At 35.6% G+C, this 21,210-nt stretch carries 19 protein-coding genes and 1 pseudogene; 4 read left to right on the top strand and 16 right to left on the bottom strand.

From position 1 onward, the window contains the following. Positions 1-47: 47 nt before the first annotated feature. Genes rfbB through rfbA form a run of 3 tightly spaced genes read right to left on the bottom strand, consistent with a single transcriptional unit; the run spans position 48 to position 2,491 of the window. Positions 48-1,031: a dTDP-glucose 4,6-dehydratase gene (rfbB, locus tag ON15_RS07200; RefSeq protein WP_010580819.1), complete on the bottom strand. Its 984-nt coding sequence runs from the start codon at positions 1,029-1,031 to the stop codon at positions 48-50. Continuing rightward, positions 1,031-1,606: a dTDP-4-dehydrorhamnose 3,5-epimerase gene (gene rfbC / locus ON15_RS07195; protein ID WP_010580818.1), complete on the bottom strand. Its 576-nt coding sequence runs from the start codon at positions 1,604-1,606 to the stop codon at positions 1,031-1,033. The genes rfbB and rfbC overlap by 1 nt, the downstream gene beginning before the upstream one ends. Positions 1,607-1,621: 15 nt before the next feature. Continuing rightward, positions 1,622-2,491, bottom strand: a complete 870-nt coding sequence (gene rfbA / locus ON15_RS07190) for a glucose-1-phosphate thymidylyltransferase RfbA (RefSeq protein ID WP_010580817.1) — start codon at positions 2,489-2,491, stop codon at positions 1,622-1,624. 256 nt (positions 2,492-2,747) lie between these two features. On the opposite strand from rfbA, the gene ON15_RS07185 reads away from it, so the two are divergent. Next, the gene (locus ON15_RS07185) at positions 2,748-3,503 is read left to right on the top strand and encodes an alpha/beta hydrolase (protein WP_010580816.1); all 756 of its coding nucleotides are present in this window, start codon (positions 2,748-2,750) and stop codon (positions 3,501-3,503) included. Positions 3,504-3,834: 331 nt separating this feature from the next. Here the strand turns inward: ON15_RS07185 and ON15_RS07180 are convergent, their stop codons facing one another. Further along, positions 3,835-5,298 (bottom strand): glycoside hydrolase family 1 protein, encoded by a 1,464-nt coding sequence (locus ON15_RS07180; RefSeq protein ID WP_010580815.1) that lies wholly within the window; start codon positions 5,296-5,298, stop codon positions 3,835-3,837. Then, on the bottom strand, positions 5,298-6,215 hold the full coding sequence (locus ON15_RS07175; RefSeq protein ID WP_010580814.1) for an ROK family protein: 918 nt from the start codon (positions 6,213-6,215) through the stop codon (positions 5,298-5,300). Before ON15_RS07175 ends, ON15_RS07180 begins: the two co-directional genes overlap by 1 nt. Before the next feature lie 156 nt (positions 6,216-6,371). Here ON15_RS07175 and ON15_RS12025 point away from each other — a divergent pair, with 156 nt between their 5' ends. After that, the gene (locus ON15_RS12025) at positions 6,372-7,484 is read left to right on the top strand and encodes an AraC family transcriptional regulator (protein WP_010580813.1); all 1,113 of its coding nucleotides are present in this window, start codon (positions 6,372-6,374) and stop codon (positions 7,482-7,484) included. 55 nt (positions 7,485-7,539) lie between these two features. Here the strand turns inward: ON15_RS12025 and ON15_RS07165 are convergent, their stop codons facing one another. From ON15_RS07165 to ON15_RS07145, 6 genes and pseudogenes are all read right to left on the bottom strand, one after another. Continuing rightward, the gene (locus ON15_RS07165) at positions 7,540-8,724 is read right to left on the bottom strand and encodes an MFS transporter (protein WP_010580812.1); all 1,185 of its coding nucleotides are present in this window, start codon (positions 8,722-8,724) and stop codon (positions 7,540-7,542) included. A 20-nt stretch (positions 8,725-8,744) separates the two neighbouring features. Beyond that, positions 8,745-9,635, bottom strand: coding sequence for an alpha/beta hydrolase (locus ON15_RS07160; protein WP_010580811.1), 891 nt, complete (start codon positions 9,633-9,635; stop codon positions 8,745-8,747). Between the two features lie 89 nt (positions 9,636-9,724). Beyond that, the gene (locus ON15_RS07155; RefSeq protein ID WP_010580810.1) at positions 9,725-10,600 is read right to left on the bottom strand and encodes an AraC family transcriptional regulator; all 876 of its coding nucleotides are present in this window, start codon (positions 10,598-10,600) and stop codon (positions 9,725-9,727) included. A gap of 36 nt (positions 10,601-10,636) precedes the next feature. Next, complete coding sequence (locus ON15_RS07150) at positions 10,637-11,200, bottom strand: glycosyltransferase family protein (protein ID WP_010580809.1); 564 nt, start codon at positions 11,198-11,200, stop codon at positions 10,637-10,639. A 75-nt stretch (positions 11,201-11,275) separates the two neighbouring features. Continuing rightward, positions 11,276-11,401 (bottom strand): annotated as a pseudogene (locus ON15_RS12300) (hypothetical protein); the annotation flags it as partial. Between the two features lie 401 nt (positions 11,402-11,802). Beyond that, positions 11,803-12,537, bottom strand: coding sequence for a gamma-glutamyl-gamma-aminobutyrate hydrolase family protein (locus ON15_RS07145; protein ID WP_010580808.1), 735 nt, complete (start codon positions 12,535-12,537; stop codon positions 11,803-11,805). Between the two features lie 393 nt (positions 12,538-12,930). Here ON15_RS07145 and ON15_RS07140 point away from each other — a divergent pair, with 393 nt between their 5' ends. Beyond that, positions 12,931-13,251: a TetR/AcrR family transcriptional regulator gene (locus ON15_RS07140; protein ID WP_010580807.1), complete on the top strand. Its 321-nt coding sequence runs from the start codon at positions 12,931-12,933 to the stop codon at positions 13,249-13,251. A 319-nt stretch (positions 13,252-13,570) separates the two neighbouring features. On the opposite strand, the gene ON15_RS07135 is transcribed toward ON15_RS07140, so the two are convergent. Next, positions 13,571-14,947, bottom strand: coding sequence for a sugar porter family MFS transporter (locus tag ON15_RS07135; protein ID WP_010580806.1), 1,377 nt, complete (start codon positions 14,945-14,947; stop codon positions 13,571-13,573). Positions 14,948-15,367: 420 nt separating this feature from the next. On the opposite strand from ON15_RS07135, the gene ON15_RS07130 reads away from it, so the two are divergent. Then, positions 15,368-16,360: a LacI family DNA-binding transcriptional regulator gene (locus ON15_RS07130; RefSeq protein ID WP_010580805.1), complete on the top strand. Its 993-nt coding sequence runs from the start codon at positions 15,368-15,370 to the stop codon at positions 16,358-16,360. A gap of 136 nt (positions 16,361-16,496) precedes the next feature. Here the strand turns inward: ON15_RS07130 and ON15_RS07125 are convergent, their stop codons facing one another. The 4 genes from ON15_RS07125 to ON15_RS07110 form a co-directional block, all read right to left on the bottom strand. Next, complete coding sequence (locus ON15_RS07125; protein ID WP_010580804.1) at positions 16,497-17,963, bottom strand: glycoside hydrolase family 32 protein; 1,467 nt, start codon at positions 17,961-17,963, stop codon at positions 16,497-16,499. Positions 17,964-17,985: 22 nt separating this feature from the next. Next, on the bottom strand, positions 17,986-18,837 hold the full coding sequence (locus ON15_RS07120; protein WP_010580803.1) for a GRP family sugar transporter: 852 nt from the start codon (positions 18,835-18,837) through the stop codon (positions 17,986-17,988). A 169-nt stretch (positions 18,838-19,006) separates the two neighbouring features. Next, complete coding sequence (gene manA, locus ON15_RS07115) at positions 19,007-19,975, bottom strand: mannose-6-phosphate isomerase, class I (RefSeq protein ID WP_010580802.1); 969 nt, start codon at positions 19,973-19,975, stop codon at positions 19,007-19,009. Positions 19,976-19,988: 13 nt separating this feature from the next. Beyond that, positions 19,989-21,210 (bottom strand): BglG family transcription antiterminator (locus ON15_RS07110; protein WP_010580801.1); only part of this gene is annotated, 1,222 nt, incomplete at its 5' end.

The following is a 21,210-nucleotide window of genomic DNA, read 5'->3' as shown; positions in this document are numbered from 1 at the left end:
AAGCAACCGGTCTGTTTGTTAACAGTTCCGCTTGCCTTGACTACAAATTATTTTAAAGCGGCACGTTCCTTTAAAGGACGCCACCAAGCTTCATTTTCCTGATACCATTTGACGGTTTCTTTGATCCCGCGTTCAAAGGTATATAATGGCTTCCAGCCCAGCTGCGTTTCAATCTTCGTCGGATCAATTCCATAGCGCCGATCATGTCCTAAACGATCCTTGACATATTCAATTGAATCTTCGCTCAAACCTAACTGATCAATAATCAGATGGACAATTTCATTATTGGTATGTTCATTATGACCACCGACGTTATAAACTTCACCGGCTTTACCTTGATGCAAAACCAAATCGATTGCCCGGCAATGATCCGAAACATGCAGCCAATCACGAATATTTTGCCCATCACCATAAATTGGTAGCTTTTTACCGTCCATGCCATTTGAAGTCATCAAAGGAATCAATTTTTCTGGGAATTGATAAGGACCGTAATTATTAGAACAGCGAGTAATATTAATGTCCAAGCCATAAGTTTCAAAATATGAGCGCACAACTAAGTCAGCCGAAGCTTTGCTGGCTGAATACGGAGAATTTGGTGCTAAAGGTGTTGTTTCGGTAAAGTAACCCGTCTGACCTAAAGTTCCATAAACTTCATCAGTTGAAACTTGCAAAAATTTACCAACCTGGTTCTTTTTGGCCTCATCTAATAAGGCTAAGGTGCCTTGAACATTGGTTTCAACAAAAACTTCTGGATGCAAGATTGAGCGATCAACGTGGCTTTCGGCCGCAAAGTTGACAATTGCGTCAATTTGATATTGCTTGATTAAATAAGCAACTAATTCCCGATTGACAATATTACCGTGAACAAAAACATGGCGTCTTTCATCTACCAAGTCATCGAGGTTATGAATATTTCCAGCATAAGTCAACAAATCCAAATCAACGATCTTGTCGTAAGGATGCTCTTGCAGATAATAATGAACAAAATTACTACCTATAAAACCAGCACCACCGGTAACTAAGAGATTCATTACATTTCCTCCCCATAAACAAAGTTTAAATCAGCATCTTTGAGTCGTGGATGATGCTGGTCTTTTTCCGATAAAATCAGATGCTCTAACGGCATTGGCCATTTGATGCCAATGTCTGGGTCATCAAAAGCAATCCCACCATCAGCTTGTGGTGCATAGTAGCCGTCAACTTTATAAGCAACGTTAACGTTAGGAGTCAGAGTTACAAAACCATGGGCAAACCCTTTCGGTACTAATAGCTGACGATGATTGTATTCACTTAAAATATAACCCTCCCACTTACCATAAGTTGGTGAACCTTTGCGGATATCAACTAAGACATCATAAATCACACCAGTCACTGCCCGTAAGAGTTTCGTCTGCGCATAAGGTGCACGCTGATAATGCATTCCACGCAAAACCCCGGGTTCAACAGATAATGATTGATTATCTTGAATAAAATCAATATCGATCCCCGCTTCATGAAATTTATTCTTGGTATAAGTTTCAGTGAAAAAGCCGCGATGATCGCCAAAAACATCGGCTTCCACGATCTTGACATCTTGCAAATTAGTTGAAATTACTTTTAAACTCACTCTAATTACGCTCCTTTAATTTTGATTAGCTAAACGAATCAGATATTGGCCATAATCATTCTTCTTCATTGGCTGTGCTAACTCAACCAAACGTTCTTGAGAGATATAACCCATCCGATAGGCAATTTCTTCTAGACAAGCAACTTTTAAGTTCTGGCGCTTCTCAATCGTGGCAATAAAGCTAGCTGCTTCCAGCATTGAATCATGGGTACCAGTATCAAGCCAAGCATAGCCACGGCCCATCAGTTTTACGTTTAGTTCCTTATTTTTTAGGTAGATCTTATTTAAATCCGTGATCTCTAATTCTCCTCGAGCTGAAGGTTTTAAATTGGCTGCATAATCAACAACCCGATTATCATAGAAATACAAACCAGTGACCGCATAATTGCTCTTAGGATTAGTTGGCTTTTCTTCCAATGAAATTGCGTGCTGCTGCTCATCAAACTCAACCACTCCAAAACGTTCTGGATCATTAACATGATAGCCGAAGACGGTGGCTCCAGACTTTTGTTGAGCGGCTGACTGCAACATTTTTGACAAACCGCTGCCATAATAAATATTATCGCCTAAAATCAAGCAAACTGAATCCTGACCAATAAATTCACGACCCACAATAAATGCTTCGGCCAAACCGTTTGGCTGAGCTTGAATTGCATAACTCAAATTAATTCCAAAATCAGAACCATCACCTAATAATTTTTCAAATAGCGGTGTGTATTCAGGCGTTGAAATCAATAAAATATCGCGAATCCCAGCCAACATTAACGTTGACAATGGATAATAGATCATCGGTTTATCATAAACCGGGATCAATTGTTTAGAAATACCGCGGGTGATCGGATACAAACGTGTTCCGCTCCCACCAGCGAGAATAATACCTTTCATCTGAAATTAACTCCTTACAGGATTTTATTAACATAATTATTTTTGCACATTTACCTTTTAAAGTATAGCAGTAATTTAGAAGTTTTTCATCAATCAAAAAATTAATCATCTCTGCTTAATTTTTAAGATTACTGTTTTCGACTTTACATTAACAGGCTTTAGGATTAATTTTAGCTTAGGTTTAAAGTTACGAATAATCGTTTATAATTGAACTTATTTAAGATTTCTAAACATGGAAAAGAAGGGTTTGAGACAAATGAAAATTGCATTTAAACGTGATGGCTTAACCTTGCGGGGAGATTTAATCATCCCCAGTGCCGCAGCAGCAAACTTAGTTATTTTACTACATGGCTTTGCTAGTGATATGGGCTATAATTCCGACTCGTTGATCTATCAATTGGCAAAACATTTTAATCAGGCAGGTCTTGCCACTTTGCGTTTTGATTTCAATGGTCACGGAAAAAGCGATGGATCTTTTGAAAATATGACTGTTTTCAATGAAATTGCAGACGCTAAAGCCGCTTTAGATTATGTTAGAAATATTCCGCAAATCAAAGAAATTATGCTGCTAGGTCACTCTCAAGGCGGAGTAGTTGCCAGTATGCTAGCAGGTTATTATCCTGACCTGATTCAAAAATTAGCCCTCTTAGCCCCAGCTGCATCATTAAAAACTGATGCTCAAAAGGGAGTCCTGCAAGGCGCTACTTATGATCCAAAACATATTCCCGATTTGCTGACTACTATTAAGGAGAAACAAGTTGGTGGTTTTTACCTGCGGATTGCGCAAAGTCTGCCAATTTTTGAAGTTTCACAAAATTTTCAAAAACCGGTTTGTTTAATTCACGGAACTAATGATCAAGTCGTTTCACCGACAGTTGCTAAAACGTATGATAAAGTTTACCCAAACAGTACGGTTAATCTTTTACCTGGCGCTGATCATGGCTTAACTGGCAAGATACGACCTAAGGTTTTAGAATTGACAACTGATTTTTTTAAGACTGATTTGGTTTAGTTCATCCTTATAAAGGACTGAGAAAAATGAATAGCGACAAAAAACTGGATTTAGGGTCTAATTGCACTGGCGCTGATCAGTCTGATTGTTTTTTTAAGCTTTAAGAAATTTGATACTAAAGGGGCTTATGATGCTGTCCCGACGATTCTGGTTCATGACTGGGCAAGCAGTCAAGCCCAGCACAGCAATTTACCACGAAAGAACCATCAAGTCATCAATAAAGTCGTTAACTTCATTTGGGGAAGATAATTTCTTAACTAATTCTCCAAAAATCGACCACTAGATCAACTACATTAGTTTGATCAGGTGGCCGATTCTCAACCGCTTTAAATTAAATTTCTTGCCCTTGGCTCTTAATAACTTTTTGATACCAATAGAATGAATCTTTACGAATTCGTTTTAAACTTCCCTGTCCTTGATCATTGAGATCAACATAGATAAAACCATACCGTTTGCTCATTTGACCAGTTGAAGCACTTACTAAATCAATACATCCCCAAGGAGTATAACCCATTAAGTCGACTCCATCATTTAATGCTCCCAACATGGCTTTAATATGCTGCCGTAAATAATCAATACGATAATCATCATGGATCTTGCTATCAGCCGTTAATTGATCAATTGCTCCAAGACCATTTTCAACTACGAATAAGGGTTTTTGGTAACGACCATATAGTTGATTCAGAGCAATCCGCAAGCCAGTTGGATCGATCTGCCAGCCCCAATCACTAGTTTTCAAAAATGGATTTTTAACGCCACCAACTAAATTCCCAGCAACATTTTTAGCATCCCGGTGTGTTACATCGGTCACCATTGACATGTAGTAGCTAAAACCAATATAATCCACCGGATACGCCGCAATCAATTGCAAATCTTGCTCGGTAATGCTTAATTTTTGCGGATCAACGTGATGTTCACGTAATAGCCGAGCTGTTGTTGACGGATATTTGCCGCGGACTTGTACATCTGCACAAAAGAAATTCAAATCTTGATTTAATTTCAGATTAGCCAACTGATTAGAAGGATCTGCATCAACTGGATAACTGGTTGCATATAGTATCATACAACCAATTTTTAAATTTAAGTCAAGCTGATGTGCAAATTTGACTGCCAACGCGCTAGCTACAAATTGATTATGCCAAGCTTGAAAAATATTAGTAAAATCTTGCGATCCAGTTTTTGGTACCAAGCCTTGGCTCATTACTGGAAAATGAAAAGCCGAGTTGATTTCATTAAAAGTCATCCAGTAATGAACACGATTGCTATATCGTTTTAGAATAACTTCTGCAAAGCGCTGATAAAAATCAATCAACTGACGATTTTTCCAGCCACCATATTTTTTAGCTAAATTTAAGGGCATTTCATAATGGGAAATCGTAATAACCGGTTCAATCTGATACTTCAAACATTCATCAATCAGCTGATCATAAAACTTTAAGCCGGCTTCATTAGGCTTTGTTTCATCACCTTGAGGAAAAATTCGCGACCAAGCGATTGAAAAACGATAGCATTTAAAACCCATTTCAGCAAATAATTTAATATCATCTTTAAAATAATGATAGTGGTCAATTCCTTGATGATTAGGATATAAATACTTTTTTTCATCAATTTGCCAAGCAAACTCTGGACTGCTGGCTATCGCGAATCTGGCTTTTCCACCAGGAAGTGCATCATCGATGGAAGGACCTTTACCATCCTGATCCCAAGCTCCTTCTAACTGATTGGCAGCTGTAGCTCCACCCCATAAAAAGCCCTTGGGAAATTTTGTAACCGGCATTGCGTTAAAAACAACCATTAATGCTTACCCCTTTCTTTATCCAACTGAACTAATAAACTATATAATGAACCGTATAAATTAGCTTCATTTTTAAACTTTGCCTGTTTAATTTCTGGCCGAGTCAAAGTTCTTTTAACTAATGGCAGCTCTGCTAATATTTTATCATAAGCTTGATTGATTGTTTTAACTAAAATCGGCTGGGCACTAATTCCCCCACCAATTGCATAAGTTGTTAAATCAACCACACTTTGAACATTTAATATCAAGTAAGCGACCTTGCGACAATACTTTTCAAAAACTCTTTTGGCCAACGGGACTCCTTGATTGATTAGTTCAAATGCTGCTACACCATCTTTTTTATCCGGCAAGTTCAGCTTAGTTGCGATTTCTTCAATCATGGCAACTGCTGAAACATCCATTCCCACCATTTGCTGGTATTCAGTTTGCTGATAATTATTAACCATAAAGCTCAGTTCGCCTGCTTGAAAATGACTTCCCGACCAAAGCTGATTATTTAAAATGATTCCACCACCAACGCCAGTTCCTAAAATAATGGCAGCAGAATTAACTTTGCCTTGTAAGGCACCAAGCCATAATTCAGCTAACGCTCCAGCTTTCCCATCATTTTCAACTCCAACGGGTAATGGACCAAAATTGGCAGCAATTTCTTGTTTAAAATTCAAGCCATCTAAATATGGCAAAGAGCCACCAAAATAAACAATTCCTTGCTGAGTATCAACCTTCCCTGGCGTACTAATAGCAATGCCAGCAACTTGTGAGTAGTATTGGGCAATAATTTGATTGAAGGCCCCTAAAAAATCAACTTGATTATTGGGTGTTGCACGTTTATTTTTCATGATCAGTTTACCTGAGCGATCTAATAAACCATATTTTAAGTTCGTTCCGCCAATATCAATACTTAAATAACGATGCATGATTTCCACCTCCAATTTCAAATTTTTTATTGATTAAGCCAATTCAATAAGCAAGTTAACTATTAATTACGTTTATTATAATTATTTTAAGCGCTTTTAATTGTATAATATTCTTAAATAAGGTATTATATTGCGCCAAAGAAAGGGCCTTCGAAAATGAGCAAGTTAACCAACTTATTAAAAGAATTTCATATTGCCTCGAAAATATCAATTTTTGTTTATGATGAAAATAAAAAATTAACTGACAAATTCAAACCAACTGTTTCACCCAATTTTCCTGAAAAATTTTTGAATAAAATTGCCACTACTCTTCCTGCTAAAAGCTGTCGAGCTTTTAATACCAGTAAAAATGAATGTTTTAGTGTTCTTTATCTGGCATCAAAGAAATATCACTACATAATTTTTTGGTGCAACCTTCAAACGATTGAAGCTTTGGGCTACTTTCGTGATAGCTTTCCAAGCATTAGTTTAGAGAGATTGATTGCTTATACGCGAATTTTCTATTTTAGCCTGTTCAACCAGTTGCCTGAAATTAACGAACCCACTTTTATTAATGATTCTGAACTATTAATAAATGATAGCTTTGATCAAAAAGAAGTCTACCACAATAGTTATTACCGCGAGTTGTTAATGCTGAAAGCCCTAGAAAAAGGCAATCTAGCAGAGTTTAAACCACGCCTAAGAAGTTTTATTGAAAGCGGGACCTTCGGCAAAATGGCTGCTGGAAATGAATTGCGCAATAGCAAAGACTTATTAATTGCCACAACAACACTGTTTACTCGTGCAGCAATCAAAGGTGGGATGCATCCTGAATCAGCTTATCAGTTAAGTGATAAATGTGTTCAAAAAATTGAGCGTTTACCCCAAATCAATAGCATTACTGACTTAATCCAAGAAATTGGTGAAATATTTCTCAGTCAGGTCCGAGCAGCCCCAAATTTTTCGAATGCTACTTTGGTTTTCCTAATTCAAGATTACATTTACAAACATTTGAATCGACCGATGAATCTCAATCAACTGTCAAAGCAGCTAAATTATTCCAAAAACTACCTTTGTCGTATTTTTAAACAGACCACTAACCAAACGATTGTTGACTATGCAAATGAACAAAAAATCCGTGAAGTTCAAAGCCAACTAGTTTTTTCTAATAAATCAATCACCGAAATTGCCTCAATGTTAGGCTTCTATGATCAAAGCTATTTGACTAAACTTTTTAAAAAGCACCTTGGAATTACACCAATCAAGTTTCGACAAAAGTACCATATGTGATTGCACCACATGTTCCAATCTATCTAAAATATAAAAAATATTTTTATTTGAAAGCTCATTTAACTAAGCTTTGCTGATGAACTTTTAAATAATGCCCCAGTGCGTAAATAAAAATTAAAGCAAAAGCGGCGGCGCTTAAAATCATAATTCCACGTGGTGTTGATTTTCCAAATAAACTTGATAAAAAATTAATTATCGTTGGTGAAACAAAGCAACCAATATTGACTAAAACTAAAACCATCGTCGTTCCTAAATTAATCGAATTAGCTGGTGCAGCCCAGTCCAACCAGTTATACATATATGGTACGCCGATGCCAAAACCAAATCCCAAAACGATTATTGAAACAAATAAAAATACTAGATTACTTGATAATGCCAGCAAAATAAAACCACCAGCGACCATTGCAAATCCTAAAGGAAAAACTTTGTCGTGAAGATGTTTAAACAAGAATCCAAAACTTGCTCCGATTGGAATTCCTACCAAGGTTGAAAAGCCAGCGATTAAAGCAGCTGTACTACTGGTGCCAAGGCCTTCATCTACAATTAAGCTCGGTAATGAATAGGAAACTGGCATATAGAACAAGAAAATCAAAAACATCAATACTGAAATTAAAATAACTTCGCGATTAACTGTCTGTTTGGCTTGGCTTTTTTTGAAATTTGCAGCTAGTTTTTTCTTTGGCAAAGGAACAAATAAAACAAATAAAAGCAAAGAAGGAATTACTAAAAAGTAAATTGCAAAAGCTGCATGCCAACTAATCGTAACTAAATAGCTTAATAAAAATGAAGCAAGTGCTGCACCAACACTGCCCATCACATTTTGGTAACCGATCATTGAAGCTAATTCTTCTTCATTACTTTTGTAAAACTGGGGAATTAAGCTGACGGCCATTGAATTAAACAAACCAATCCCTAAACCAATTAAAAAACGTGAAATTAGAATTGGCAAATAAGCATTAACATACATCGGAAAAGTCCCTGTTATTAAAGTTATTATTAAACCAGTAATAATTATCGGCTTTTGCCCAAATTGACGCACTAAAAATGGACTTAACAACAAACCAATTACAATTCCAAAATTAGGAACAGTTGCTAAGGTCTCGACTCCTGCTTGGTTGACTCCCGGAAATGCATGGTACATGAGAGGTAAGGCTGAAGAAATTTGAGGTGCCATCATTAAAAATAGTGAAATTGAAAGCAACGATACTTTAAAGATAAATTTATCCTTAGTTTGTTTCATTTGATTTACCCCCTCAGTTTTTACTTTTGAAGATATTTTTTAAAAAACGCAACTTCATCATCATTGGCTTGAGCGGCAATTGGATCTTTTTGGTTAATTAAAAAGACATGTGGTCGTGGATGTTCTTGATCACCATACTCCTTAAAAACATGCTCAATCCCTTTTTCAGTTAAAAAGTCTGCAAATTTTACTGATGCATCATGGATAAAGTCTTGATTAGCAGTTGAAATAAATGTTGGCAAAAAATTGTCATTAATGTACTCTTCGGTAGCTAGCAAATCTCTTTGTTTTAATAAAACTTCATCAGTAAAATAGCCTTTAACCGGACCGCTGATCATGCCTGGATCAAGTAAGAAAACTGCTGCACTATTCAACGCAACTGCTCGAAAATGCAAATTTGTTAATTGATAACCAAACTTCTGCCGGTAACTTGGATTTTTTAGCATTGCAACGTATTGTTCTGCCATTTGTCCACCGGCACTATCACCAACTAAAAAAACATTTTCTGGATCCAAATTGTATTCAGCCGCATGTTGCGCAACCCAGTGAATATAACGGTCAACATCATCTAATTCGGCTGGAAAAGTCACTTCTGGCGCCAATCGATAATTGGGATTAATGAACGCAAATCCCCTTTTAGCTAGACCCAAGCCATAGAATTGGTAAGTTTCCTTGGTACCATAGCACCATCCGCCTCCATGAATACTAATAATTGTCGGAATTTTTCCGGTGACATTTTGTGGTCGATATATGTCCAGCAAATGCCATTTAGGATCTGGGCCATAAGCTAAATTGTTTATTCGAGTGACTCCTGGAACTTCTAATGGCAAGCCAGCATCCCTTTGATCATCGCCTTTTTTCCATTCAGAACGAATTTTTAAAATTTCATTCATAACCCTTTTTTCAACCATTAATAATTCCTCCTTTTTGAATTCGCTTACATTATAACCAAAATAAAAATTGGCTTATATAATGATTTAAGCCAATTTATTGTAAAATATTAATCTCTTTTTTGTACACGATAAAATTCCGATGCTGACTTTCCATAAAGCTTGGTAAAAGCCTGATTCATTGCTCTGATTGTCGAAAAACCATTTTTTTGAGCAATTTGCGTTAAGTTTCCTGTGTGGCCTAATAAGTCATAATAAGCTTTTTGTGCTCGAAAATTATTAATATATTGTCCAACCGTTAGCTCTAAATGCTGTTTAAAAAATTTAGCCAAATATTGTTTGGAAACATTAACTTGCGCAGCAATTTCAGCTAAACTAATTTTATTTTGATAATTTTCACTAACAAACTCAGTAATTTCTTGAATTCTAGTAATTTCAAATTCCTTGGTGCCGGAAAAAAGCTTGTTCTCCGCCTGAGGTTGCGTAAAGTACTCCACTAGAATCTGTAAAACTTGGTCTGATAAAGCTTCTAACCTTAAGTTTTTAAACTTATCAGTTACTTGCAAATTTTGATAAATTTTAAATAAGATAGCCTGAAGCTCAACATACATTTCTTTTTTTAAGCGATCAAATTTGCTTGGTTGATTAATATTGATAAGTTCTTTGTTAATCTCTGGATACAAGCGATTAACATACGAATAAGGAAAAATAATTGAAATAGCCTGATTATTTAACTTTAACTTTGAAAAAACGCTATGAATGACTTGTGAATTGACAACTAAAATCGTACCAACCTTAGTCCGAAAATGTTGTTCATTGATAATAAAATCGTCAATTGATCCAGAAACAGTAAAAGAAAGCTCAATTCCTTGATGCCAATGAGGGGCAATATAAGTGTTAGTTTCTTTTTCGTTATGCAAATAAAACCAAGCTGATAATGGTTTAGTTGGTATCACAATTTCATGCAGCAACTTTCTATTATCCATTTCTTCACCCCAGAGATTGATTTCTCCATTTCAGTTTTAGTATTTCATACTTTTTGTGCTTATCTGTCCCTTAGTTAACATTTGATTAGTGTTTTCGTGAACCATTTTAACACCCGCCCAACAGCCTTTTATGATCATTTTAAACCTTTGCCAACGATGTGGACAAAAAACTAAGTTGTACCAAGCTTGATCAAGTAAATTTTTACGCCACTGTTTTTTTTCAGCCGTGATCATTTGTTTAGTTTTCATTAGATATAAACAGTTTCGGAAAACATAATATAAGCGAAAGGCAGCAATTATATTTTGACCACGGCGAATCTCAGCTTTTTCCCAACCTAACTGATGTTTAAGAAAGACATTTTGATCAACAAAAACATGATAGCCATGTTGCCGTGCCCGCCAGCACCATTCATAATCAACAAAATCAATAAACAATTCTTCAGAAAACAATCCCAATTTAATAAACATTTGTTTAGCAATTACACTGCCTGAGCTGATTATTTCCGGAACCAGTTGGTACTGACGCCGAAAAACATTCTGTTTACCTAAAAATGGAACTTTAATTGCTGGTCCAAGAAGCGCCGCCTTTTTTGAAATCATTAAGTTATGAAGATCTTGACATAATTTTAAAATTTCACTTTCAGTTAAAAAACTATCCTGATCTAGAAAACAAAAATATTTAATTTGTTTTAAATTTTTAAAGATATATCTTAAAGCCTCATTTTGTGCTTTAGCAATACCAAGATTTTGCGAATGTGTTAATAATTTAGCAGTTCGCGTCGAGCTAAGTAATTGTTTGATTTGATTAACGTTATGAGACCCATTATCAGAAATAACTAATGAAAAACAACGTTGTAATTGAGGAAGTGTTTTTTTCGAGGATGTTTAATTTAGGATTAAAAGTGACCATTACAACTGCAACTTCATCATGATTTATTTTTTGCATCGCAAAACTCCTTTCAATTATTAATTTTGCTTATTTTTCCAGCCAATTTAAGTCTTACAAGGAAATGAATCACTTGATTTAATTTGTCTAAAAGTTTGTAATACTTACAGATAAAGATTATCACTTAAATTTAAGAAGTGCAAATTAGCTTTTTAACCTAACTTTTTTCAACTAACTAAATCTCAAAAAAATGAGCTGAGGAAAACACCCAGCTCATTTTAAATTTATTAAATTGCTTATTCAGACTAACTTCAATTTAACAGTGCGCTTGCTTAACTTTTTCGACTCTTTTGAAGAATTGTTGGAACAATTTTTCCTCTAACGGATCATTTTGCCAAAGGTTTTCGGGATGCCATTGAACTAATTGAACTAAACCAGCTTGATCTTCTAATCCTTCAATCACTCCATCTGATGATTGCGCTGAGATCTTCAATCCCGGTGCTGGTTCTTTAACAGCTTGATGATGACGAGAATTTACATAAGCTGAATGACCAAAAATCTGAAAAAGCTGACTTCCTTGGCTAATTTTAACAGTGTGAACTGGTAGATTACCAAGCGTTTTTTGATGATGCTGTAATAAATTAGGACTAGGGAACTGAGTTGTTAAGTCCTGATAAACACTGCCACCTAAGGCTAAATTAACAATTTGAATTCCCCGACAAATTCCAAGCAAAGGCTTATGTGCTAGCTGAATTTGTTTGATCAATTCAAGTTCAAATTCATCACGTGGCTGATAAGTTGCACCATTTTGCAATATTGGCTCAGCTTGATAAAGAAATGGTGCAACATCTGGTCCACCAGGAATAATTATACCATCAACAGTTTCCAATAATTCTTTGGCCATTTTAGGTGATGCAATTGGAAAAATAATCGGAATTACCTTGTTTTTGATTAAAACATCTAATAATGGTTTTGGAGCAAAATTGGCTAGTTTTAAATTTATAGAATTTGTCAAAGTCAAATTAATATCAGCTGTTATTCCGATTCTCATTTTTGCTTTACCTTGCTTTCATTATAATTCAACTAATTGAATGTACTTTATCATAAACGGGGAAAATTTCCTAGTCAATAATTTTTCTTAGTTAAACAGTAATCTCATAATTAAAATCTTATTTCTTAAGCCAAAAAATAGCAGATTTTTTAAAGCCTGTCCATCTAATTGCTGCTAGTCCTAATATTATACAACATTTTCACTAAATTTCTTGACGATTCCACAAAACACTTTTCAGCTTAATTTATAATAACCAAGCTTACTTGATAATTAATTTTCAGCAGAATTCCTTAAATTTTGTATACATTTACAGCTCTGAAATAATCGAAATTACATTTTTGTAAGTTTTATAATTAAATTACATTTATTGAAGAATGTTGAGGAAATTTAATTATGGACACTGATCAAAAAATACTACTAGCTGTTCAAGCTTTAATTCAAAAATATGGAGTTAGAAAATTTACCGTTGATCAATTAGCTTCTTCTTTGCATATTAGCAAAAAAACCATCTATAACCATTTCAATAGTAAAGATCAAATAATCGGTATTTATATCAAGCAAATAACTAATAGCAATTATAATAAAGTTAAAAGTTTAGTAACTAGTGATTTGCCATTCTTAGAAAAAATTCGAGCTATCATTCGTGAAGAACACAGTTACAAATTGCCAGTTAGTGCCCTGGAAGATATTAAAAATTACTATCCTGACCTATAGGACGAAATCTAGAAGGTCAAAAACTTTAACATCAAATGTGTTAATCAACTGTTATCCGAGGCTCAACAAAGTGGTTTTCTAAAACGGGAAAGCGATATCGATATTCTGTCCTCTTTAATTGAAAAAATTGGTGAATTAGTCATTGATCCTGATTTTTTAATCATGCATCAAATTACTTCCTCTAAATTGTTGGACAAAATTATTAATATGACCCTTTATGGGCTGATTTCTGACTCATATCGTGAAAAAAGATGATACTGATTGATTTTAAATAGATTTACTCAGAAATCAGCAATTTTATAATTAGCTTTTAAAACACCTAGTTTTGTTTACTTTGAGCAACTTGTTGATAAGCTGCTGCTAAATGTTTTTGATCTACAAAAATTTTGACAAACAGGATACTTAAGCCATTTGCGATTGCAAATAAGAAAAAGATCCAAGCCGTTCCCAAAATGGCGATCAACTGCGGATAAACCAAACTAATCACAAAATTAGTGATCCAAGTGGTGGCCGTTGCCAGCGACATTAATTTACCTTTGATTCTTTGTGGGAAAATTTCCGATAATAATAGCCAGGTAATTGGGCTGACAATTCCTTGATGATTAGCCAAAAAAAGTGCTAAAGTCAGTAAAACTAAAATGTTGGTCATCTCTGTTGAGAAAAAGCTTGTCTTCAAGATCAACCCTAAAATCAGCAAAAACACTGCATTTCCGAGCAAGCCCCAAACAAACATTAAATGATGATTGCTTCGTTCCGTCAATCGTGTCCCATAAATACTGGCAATTACTGAAACGGCCCCAATAAAAATATTGGCATATAATGAAGCATCCACCCCTAAACCAACTTTTTGCAACAGAATCGTCCCATAATACATGACCGTATTGATTCCAGAAATTTGCTGAATAAATCCGATCAAAACTCCTGAAAATAAAAGATAGCGCATAAAACGATTATGAAAAATGTCACGCCAACTGATGACTTTTTGTGACTGAGATACTTCTTGTTTGGAATGATCAACGAATTTTTGTTCATCCCGAAAGCCCAGTTGATTGACCACCCGTCGTGCCTGGTAGGTTTTTTGTTTAAAGATCAACCATTTAGGGCTGCTGATCAATTTAAATGAACCAATCCACAAAGCAACTGATGGAACCGCGGCTGAAAGAACCATTATTCGCCAAATGTCATGCCAGTTACCCCAAATACTGCCTAAAATTGCATTGACGGTGAAAGCTGCCAATTGACCAAGTACAATAAAAATCGCGTTTTGATTAACATTGTGACTTCTGACTAAGCGTGGCGAAATTTCAGCTAAATACATTGGTGATAAGCTTGATGCGCCTCCAACTGCAACACCTAAAATGAACCTGAATAAACTCACTAGCCAATAATTAAAAGAAAATGCACATAAAAATGTTGCCACGGTAAAAATAATTGCAATCAGTCGTAAAGTTTGTTTTCGCCCTAAATGATCAGCCACTCGACCTGATCCCAAAGCACCCAAGCAAGCACCAATAACCAACGAACTGGAAACGATTCCTTGAGTTGTTGGTGACAAGTTAAGCTGATCTGGCTTACTCATGAAGACTAAGGCTCCATTGATCACTCCAGTATCATAACCAAATAAAAAGCCGCCCAAGGAGATCGTATAGACGCAATACTTTAAAAAACTATTTTGCAATCTTTGACTTTTTTTCATTCAATTACCTTCTTTAACTAATCGGGTTAAAAAAAGGCTGATGTTTAATACTTGATTGAGTATTAAACATCAGAACTTTTGTCAAATTAAAATTCATAGCTAATATACGAAAAATATATTTTCTCCCCTGACTGATTCCAAATCATTTAAACATAAGGGGTAATTATAGCTACATTAACTAGAAACTTGGACTTTATAATTAATTATAGAGTATTAGTTAAAACAAATCTATTAATCCAGACTATAAATTAATTAATTTAACTATAAATTAATTATGGAATTTTGCTAAAAACAATGACAAAATAAGGTTTGAAGCTACTGGCTTGAAAAAATAACTAAAATACGTTTAAACTTGGAAAGTCAAAGTTAACATCAGTCAACTTGCCTACTTAACATTGTCAAATTTAGAGGTGCTGTGATATGAAAAGACCGACACTAAACGATGTTGCCAAACTTGCTGGGGTCACCCCAACAACAGTTTCACGAGTAATCAACAATCGTGGTGCTCTAAGTGATAAAACTAAACAAAAAGTCAAAAACGCGATGGAAGAACTCAATTACCAACCTAACGCCCTTGCTAGGACTTTATTAAAGGGTAAAAGTAATATTATTGGTTTAATTTTTCCAACAACTGAAAATATTTTTTACGGGCAAATCGTTGCCGAACTTGAAGATCGTTTTTCTAAAAGAGGTTATAAAACTTTTCTTTGCAATAGTAAAAATAATTCTGCCAAGGAAAAAGATTTTGTGCAGATGCTGTTAGCCAATCAAGTTGATGGCTTAATTGTTGGTTCACATAATACTGACATTCAAACTTATCAGCGAGCTTACCTACCAATTATTTCAATTGATCGAATTCTTGCTGATCAGATCACTGTTGTCAGCAGTGATAACTTTACCGGCGGATTGTTAGCCACCCAATATTTATTTGACCAAGGTGCCAGAAAAATTGCCCATGTCAATAGTACGCAATCAAAATCAGCCCCTTACAGTATTGAAAGAAAACAGGGCTATTTTAAATTTATGCAACAAAAGAACTTGTCAACTAGGGTTTTTGAGATTGATTATGAGTTGCCTTTTGCCAAGAAAAAGAAAATTGTTTCAGAAATTATCAAAAAAAATCGAGCTATCGATGGTTATTTTGTTGCTGATGATTTAACTGCCATTCTTTTTCAAAAAATGGCTGATGAACAGCAGTTAAACTTTAAAGTGATCGGTTATGACGGAACCGACTTTATTCGTGATTATCTGCCAGATTTGGCAACTATTCAACAACCAATTGCGAAAATTGCTGCAACCGCCGTTACTGAACTGCTAAAACAAGTCCAAGGTGATTTTGAGGATCCTGGCAAACGCATTAAATTGCCGGTTAAACTCTTGCCACCGAGAACAAAGTCTACCACCATTGACTAAAGTCCGGAATTTCCGACTAATCTTCATTAAAATCTTAAAAAATCTCCACTTGATGAAGTACCTGCAATTTATAAAACTAATGATTGTTGTGGGGCAGCTCAATCACCAAGTGGAGATTTTTGCTTGTTTTTAGATTTTATTCGACAACTTGCGCCAAGCGATAGACTTGCAACTGATCAATTTTCGCTTGATCTTGACCAATTAATGCTAAGTTTAGATCACTGGTTGGGAAAATTCGGCTAGTAAAGGTCCTTTGCCCGTGATTAATAAAAATCTCAACTGAGGACTTGTCGACAAAAATCTGCAAATTAAGTTCTGTCAAGTCAGTAACAGCAGCTTTTCTCACCCCATCTTTTTGGTAACGGTTTAAAATTAGCTTGCCTTCTGAGCGATCATAGATAAATGACAAAACCGGTTTTTGTTTTTGATCAGTCAATTTAAAACCGATCTTCGATGCTGCTGGTTGCTGTAGCAGCGCAATTTTTAACAAAATTTCAGCCGAGTTCCCAGCCAGTGTCAGCAATCCTTGCTGATTTTCTAACTGGAAATTATCTTTGTTCAACAGAACCGCTTGCCGTAACCCTTTCAATTCTTTAATTGGCTGCATAGTAACCTGGCCATTTGCAACTCTCAGTTCACGTGGCAAGGTAAACGCCCCTGCCCAATTATCTAATTTTTCTGGCATTGGTGTTTGCCACATATTCATCCAACCAATCGCAATTCGGCGACCATCAGCTGCCTGAAAAGTCTGGACTGCATAAAAATCATGCCCATTATCCAGCTCATTAAAGGTTCCATGATTGAATTTGTTGTTTTGATAATCATATTTGCCAACTAAAGCACCAGTTTGAAAAACATTTTGGTATTTATCACCTTGTGCTTTGATTCCAACTGGTGAAAAAGTCTGCACCGCATAACCATCTAAAGCGAAGAAATCTGGACATTCCCACATACTACCAAGTTCACCGGTTGAAGTGGCTAAGACGCCAAAATATTTCCAGTGTTTCAAATCCGGAGACCGGTAAATTAAAGTTCGACCAACATTGTTAGCAGAACTACCGACAATTAAATTCCATGTACCATTTTGAAACCACACTTTCGGATCCCGGAAATTGCGATCGTTATCTTGAGGTGGCAATGGAATAATCGGATTATCAGCAAACTTAGTAAAATTGATACCATCTTGACTGATTGCTAAATTTTGCATTTGACGAAAATCTGGGGAAAATGGATCATTATTTTGCGGATCATCAAAAACATGACCGGTATAAATTAGTGCTAATTGATCATGATAGTCGACCGCACTGCCTGAATAACAACCGCCTTGATCAAACTTTTCCCCTGGAGCAAGCGCTACTGGCTGATTTTGCCAGTGAACCATATCAGGACTAGTTGCGTGCCCCCAATGCATTGGACCCCAATCTTTGCTGTAAGGATGAAATTGATAAAATGCATGATACTGTCCCCTAAAATAAATCAAACCATTAGGATCATTCATCCAGCCTAGTGGTGCCATTAAATGATAGTTCAAGCGAAAACGTGGATTAAAATTCTTTTGATGATTTTTAACATAATTCCGTGCTTTTTCTAAGTTGGTTTCCATAATTTTTCACCTCTATTTTAAATTACAAAGCTTTAGAAATTCCGATGCAAATTACTCCAGCAAACACGAACAACAAGCCAATTAAAACCGCTTTCTTTTCTTTTGGAGTTTTACTTTCTTTTAAGAGGAAAATCCCACCAATTGTTGAAATCACTAAACCAAGTTGTGAGAGGGGAAAGCCGATTACCACGCCAAAATTATTATTCGAGTAAAGCATGATCAAATTGCCTAATGCCCATAAAATTCCAGGTAGTGTTAATTGAAGGGTCTTGGCCGACACTAATTTAGGCTGTTGATAAGTAATCGCCAACGCACCAACGACCATTCCCACTGACTGCGGCAAAACAGCATCAAAACTACTAATACTGAAGAATTTGATCAACATGACATTAGCAATGATAGCAACTGAGGAAATTAAAATAATAATTACCCCACTGCGTAAATTGCCATGTTCTGAAATATTTTCTGAATAAGAAGTAAAAGTAATCCCAATGATTAAGAGCAATAAAGCTAAAGTTCCGACTAATAGGGCACTTTTAGAACCCCATTCTTTAAAAAAGATCACCCCTAAAACACTGGTACCAATTAACTGCATTCCAGTTGTAATCGGAATCGTTCGCGAAACGCCAACCTTTTTAAACGCTTTCATTTGATAGAGACAACCAAGTGACCAAACACACCCTGAAATAAAACTGACCAAAACATTCACTAACGTATAATTATGCGGTGTGAAAGGAAAAGTAATCAGGGCAAAAATTAAGGCTCCTAATGTCACTCCCAGGGTCTGTTGACCAGTATTCCCGCCCAACTTCGGGATTACCAATGAATACGAACCCCAAAGAATTGAAGGTACTAAAGCAAGCAGCATATCCATTTGAATCAGCTCCTTTTAAAATTATCAAAGCTTTGACATCGAACAAACGTTTATGCTTTTATTGTAATCGCTTTACACAAATTGTCAATGCTTTGACATTTAATTTTTGTAATTAAAAAAGGCCTGAAAAAATCTTTTTTTCAGCCTCTTAGCTAATTTATTTCAGTCACTAACTCTCTGCTGGATTCGAAGCTACCAAGCTTAAATTCCCAGTTAAGGTCCATTCCTTGATATCATGCGGCAAGATGAAATTAGTACCCTTTTTTATATCATAGACCTTACCATCAACCTCAAGACTACCGCTACCTGCAATCACCGAAGCCAAAACATATGACCGCTGACCACGCGTTAAGCTCAACTCGCCAGCAACGTCCCATTTGTAAACAGAAAAATAGGGCGAAATTGGCGGCTCGACTAAAGTAGTGATCGTTGACTCGCCGACTTTTTGCGTTTTAATCTTCAACACCGGTTCCTTGAAAGGCACAGCTGTCACATCAATTGACTGCTGTAAATGCAATTCGCGTTTTTGACCGGTCTTTTGATCAACGCGATCATAATCATATAAGCGATAAGTCGTATCAGAACTTTGCTGAGTTTCGATAACTTCAATTCCCTGATTCAAGGCATGGATTGTCCCACTCGGAACAAAGACAAAGTCACCCGTTTTGACGTATTTTTTGCGCAGCAAATGTTCCCAATCACCACTTTCAATCATTTGCCGCAACTCAGCTCGTGTTTTAGCATGATGACCATAAATCAAATAAGCACCCGGTTCAGCATGCAAAACATACCAGCATTCAGTTTTGCCCAATTCACCTTCATGCTCAGCTGCATATGCATTATCTGGATGAACTTGAACTGACAAGCTAGCTTCAGCATCAAGAAACTTGATCAATAATGGAAAAACTTTTGATCCTGGATTACCAAACAGTTCTGGCTGAGATGCGTAAACATCTGGCAGCAACTGGCCCTTAAAGCGACCATTAGTGATTTGATTTGGTCCGTGCGGATGGCCAGAAATCGCCCAGCATTCACCAATTTTTCCAGCTGGCAACTGGTAGCCAAAATCTTTTGCTAATAAACGACCGCCCCAAAGCTTTTCATGAAAAACAGGTTTTAAAAATAATGGTTCTGGCATGCCTATCTTCCCTTCATTTAATTGGATTAATTGTCAATACACTGTACAGTTCATTTTTAGTTTTCGCATTACGCAAATCTTGTAAAATTTTTTTTGAATTTACAAGATAGTAAAGACTGTTGATTGCATTTTTATTTTGCAAACTATTTTCAAATTTTAGAGCTAACAAAAATATAATATCAACCTTACCTTTACCCCAAATTATTGGCTTACTTAATGTTATCACTTCAATCTTAGGAACTTTCACTAACTCACTACTGCCATGCGGAATAGCAACTCCATTGCCGATTTCAGTTGACATCACCTTTTCACGCTGTTTAACCGAATCAATAAAGTTTTGATTAATCATATCTAGCTCTAACAGGCTATTGGTCAGAAACTCAATAACTTGTTCCTTGTTCTGAAAATTCTGTTGAGGAAAAACACAACATTTATCAATCAAGTTAATCATTAAATTTGGTGTTTGTTCTTTAGCGTGTTGAATTACGAAGGTATTTAGGCGATTAATATCTTTTTCATCCAAAAAACCCGAGACTTGAATTACTGGTACTGTACACTTAAATTGAATTGTAGATACAATAAAATCTATTCCAGCAAGATTATATCTTTCAATATCTTTATAAGGAACAATTTTTTTCACTTTAACTAATGGCAAAGTTGAATTTATCTTATTTTGAATTAGTCTTGAAAAGCCGACACCTTCTGGACAAACAATAATAATCTTTTTCATTTTAATATTTTTTTCTAAAGATGCCTGAAAATGAATTACTAAAAAACCAACTTCAGTTTCTGGTAAACTTCCCAAATCTAAATCTTGGTTAACGTACAATTCAGAAATTCCTAAAACTACTATGCCAAATAAAGCTGAATAATTTTGTTTGATCTGATTTAAAAGTGGGTTTTCAATTTTATGATGGTTTCTTAAACGTTCAAACATAGCTAAACAGTGAGACCTTAAATTAAGATATAATTCTTGGTCAGATGTTAAATCTACCTTTAATAAATCGGAAATCTGTTTAATCAAATCTTTAGCAAACCTCTTTGCTCCATTATCAAATTGTTGCAGATAGTCCATTAATAGTGCTGGTTTAACAGAATCTTGAATACCTGACATGACTAAATGCTGATTTAAATATTGGATATCACTAAATTTAAAAACGTCTGGAAAAAATTGATTCAGACTTGTACTTAATAATGCCATGTTGCCTTCAAGCTGTCCGCCTTGAGTTTGTAAA

Source organism: Liquorilactobacillus vini DSM 20605, from assembly GCF_000255495.1.
Lineage (GTDB): Bacteria > Bacillota > Bacilli > Lactobacillales > Lactobacillaceae > Liquorilactobacillus > Liquorilactobacillus vini.
The sequence above is the reverse complement of the archived record's forward strand: the minus strand, read 5'-3'. Positions and strand labels throughout refer to the sequence as shown.

Bases quoted from the DNA above. Each gene is read 5' to 3' on its own strand.
- rfbB (WP_010580819.1), bottom strand. From the start codon at position 1,031: ATGAATCTCTTAGTTACCGGTGGTGCTGGTTTTATAGGTAGTAATTTT.
- rfbA (WP_010580817.1), bottom strand. From the start codon at position 2,491: ATGAAAGGTATTATTCTCGCTGGTGGGAGCGGAACACGTTTGTATCCG.
- ON15_RS07185 (WP_010580816.1), top strand. From the start codon at position 2,748: ATGAAAATTGCATTTAAACGTGATGGCTTAACCTTGCGGGGAGATTTA.
- ON15_RS07180 (WP_010580815.1), bottom strand. From the start codon at position 5,298: ATGGTTGTTTTTAACGCAATGCCGGTTACAAAATTTCCCAAGGGCTTT.
- ON15_RS07175 (WP_010580814.1), bottom strand. From the start codon at position 6,215: ATGCATCGTTATTTAAGTATTGATATTGGCGGAACGAACTTAAAATAT.
- ON15_RS12025 (WP_010580813.1), top strand. From the start codon at position 6,372: ATGAGCAAGTTAACCAACTTATTAAAAGAATTTCATATTGCCTCGAAA.
- ON15_RS07165 (WP_010580812.1), bottom strand. From the start codon at position 8,724: ATGAAACAAACTAAGGATAAATTTATCTTTAAAGTATCGTTGCTTTCA.
- ON15_RS07160 (WP_010580811.1), bottom strand. From the start codon at position 9,635: ATGGTTGAAAAAAGGGTTATGAATGAAATTTTAAAAATTCGTTCTGAA.
- ON15_RS07155 (WP_010580810.1), bottom strand. From the start codon at position 10,600: ATGGATAATAGAAAGTTGCTGCATGAAATTGTGATACCAACTAAACCA.
- ON15_RS07150 (WP_010580809.1), bottom strand. From the start codon at position 11,200: ATGATTTCAAAAAAGGCGGCGCTTCTTGGACCAGCAATTAAAGTTCCA.
- ON15_RS07145 (WP_010580808.1), bottom strand. From the start codon at position 12,537: ATGAGAATCGGAATAACAGCTGATATTAATTTGACTTTGACAAATTCT.
- ON15_RS07140 (WP_010580807.1), top strand. From the start codon at position 12,931: ATGGACACTGATCAAAAAATACTACTAGCTGTTCAAGCTTTAATTCAA.
- ON15_RS07135 (WP_010580806.1), bottom strand. From the start codon at position 14,947: ATGAAAAAAAGTCAAAGATTGCAAAATAGTTTTTTAAAGTATTGCGTC.
- ON15_RS07130 (WP_010580805.1), top strand. From the start codon at position 15,368: ATGAAAAGACCGACACTAAACGATGTTGCCAAACTTGCTGGGGTCACC.
- ON15_RS07125 (WP_010580804.1), bottom strand. From the start codon at position 17,963: ATGGAAACCAACTTAGAAAAAGCACGGAATTATGTTAAAAATCATCAA.
- ON15_RS07120 (WP_010580803.1), bottom strand. From the start codon at position 18,837: ATGGATATGCTGCTTGCTTTAGTACCTTCAATTCTTTGGGGTTCGTAT.
- manA (WP_010580802.1), bottom strand. From the start codon at position 19,975: ATGCCAGAACCATTATTTTTAAAACCTGTTTTTCATGAAAAGCTTTGG.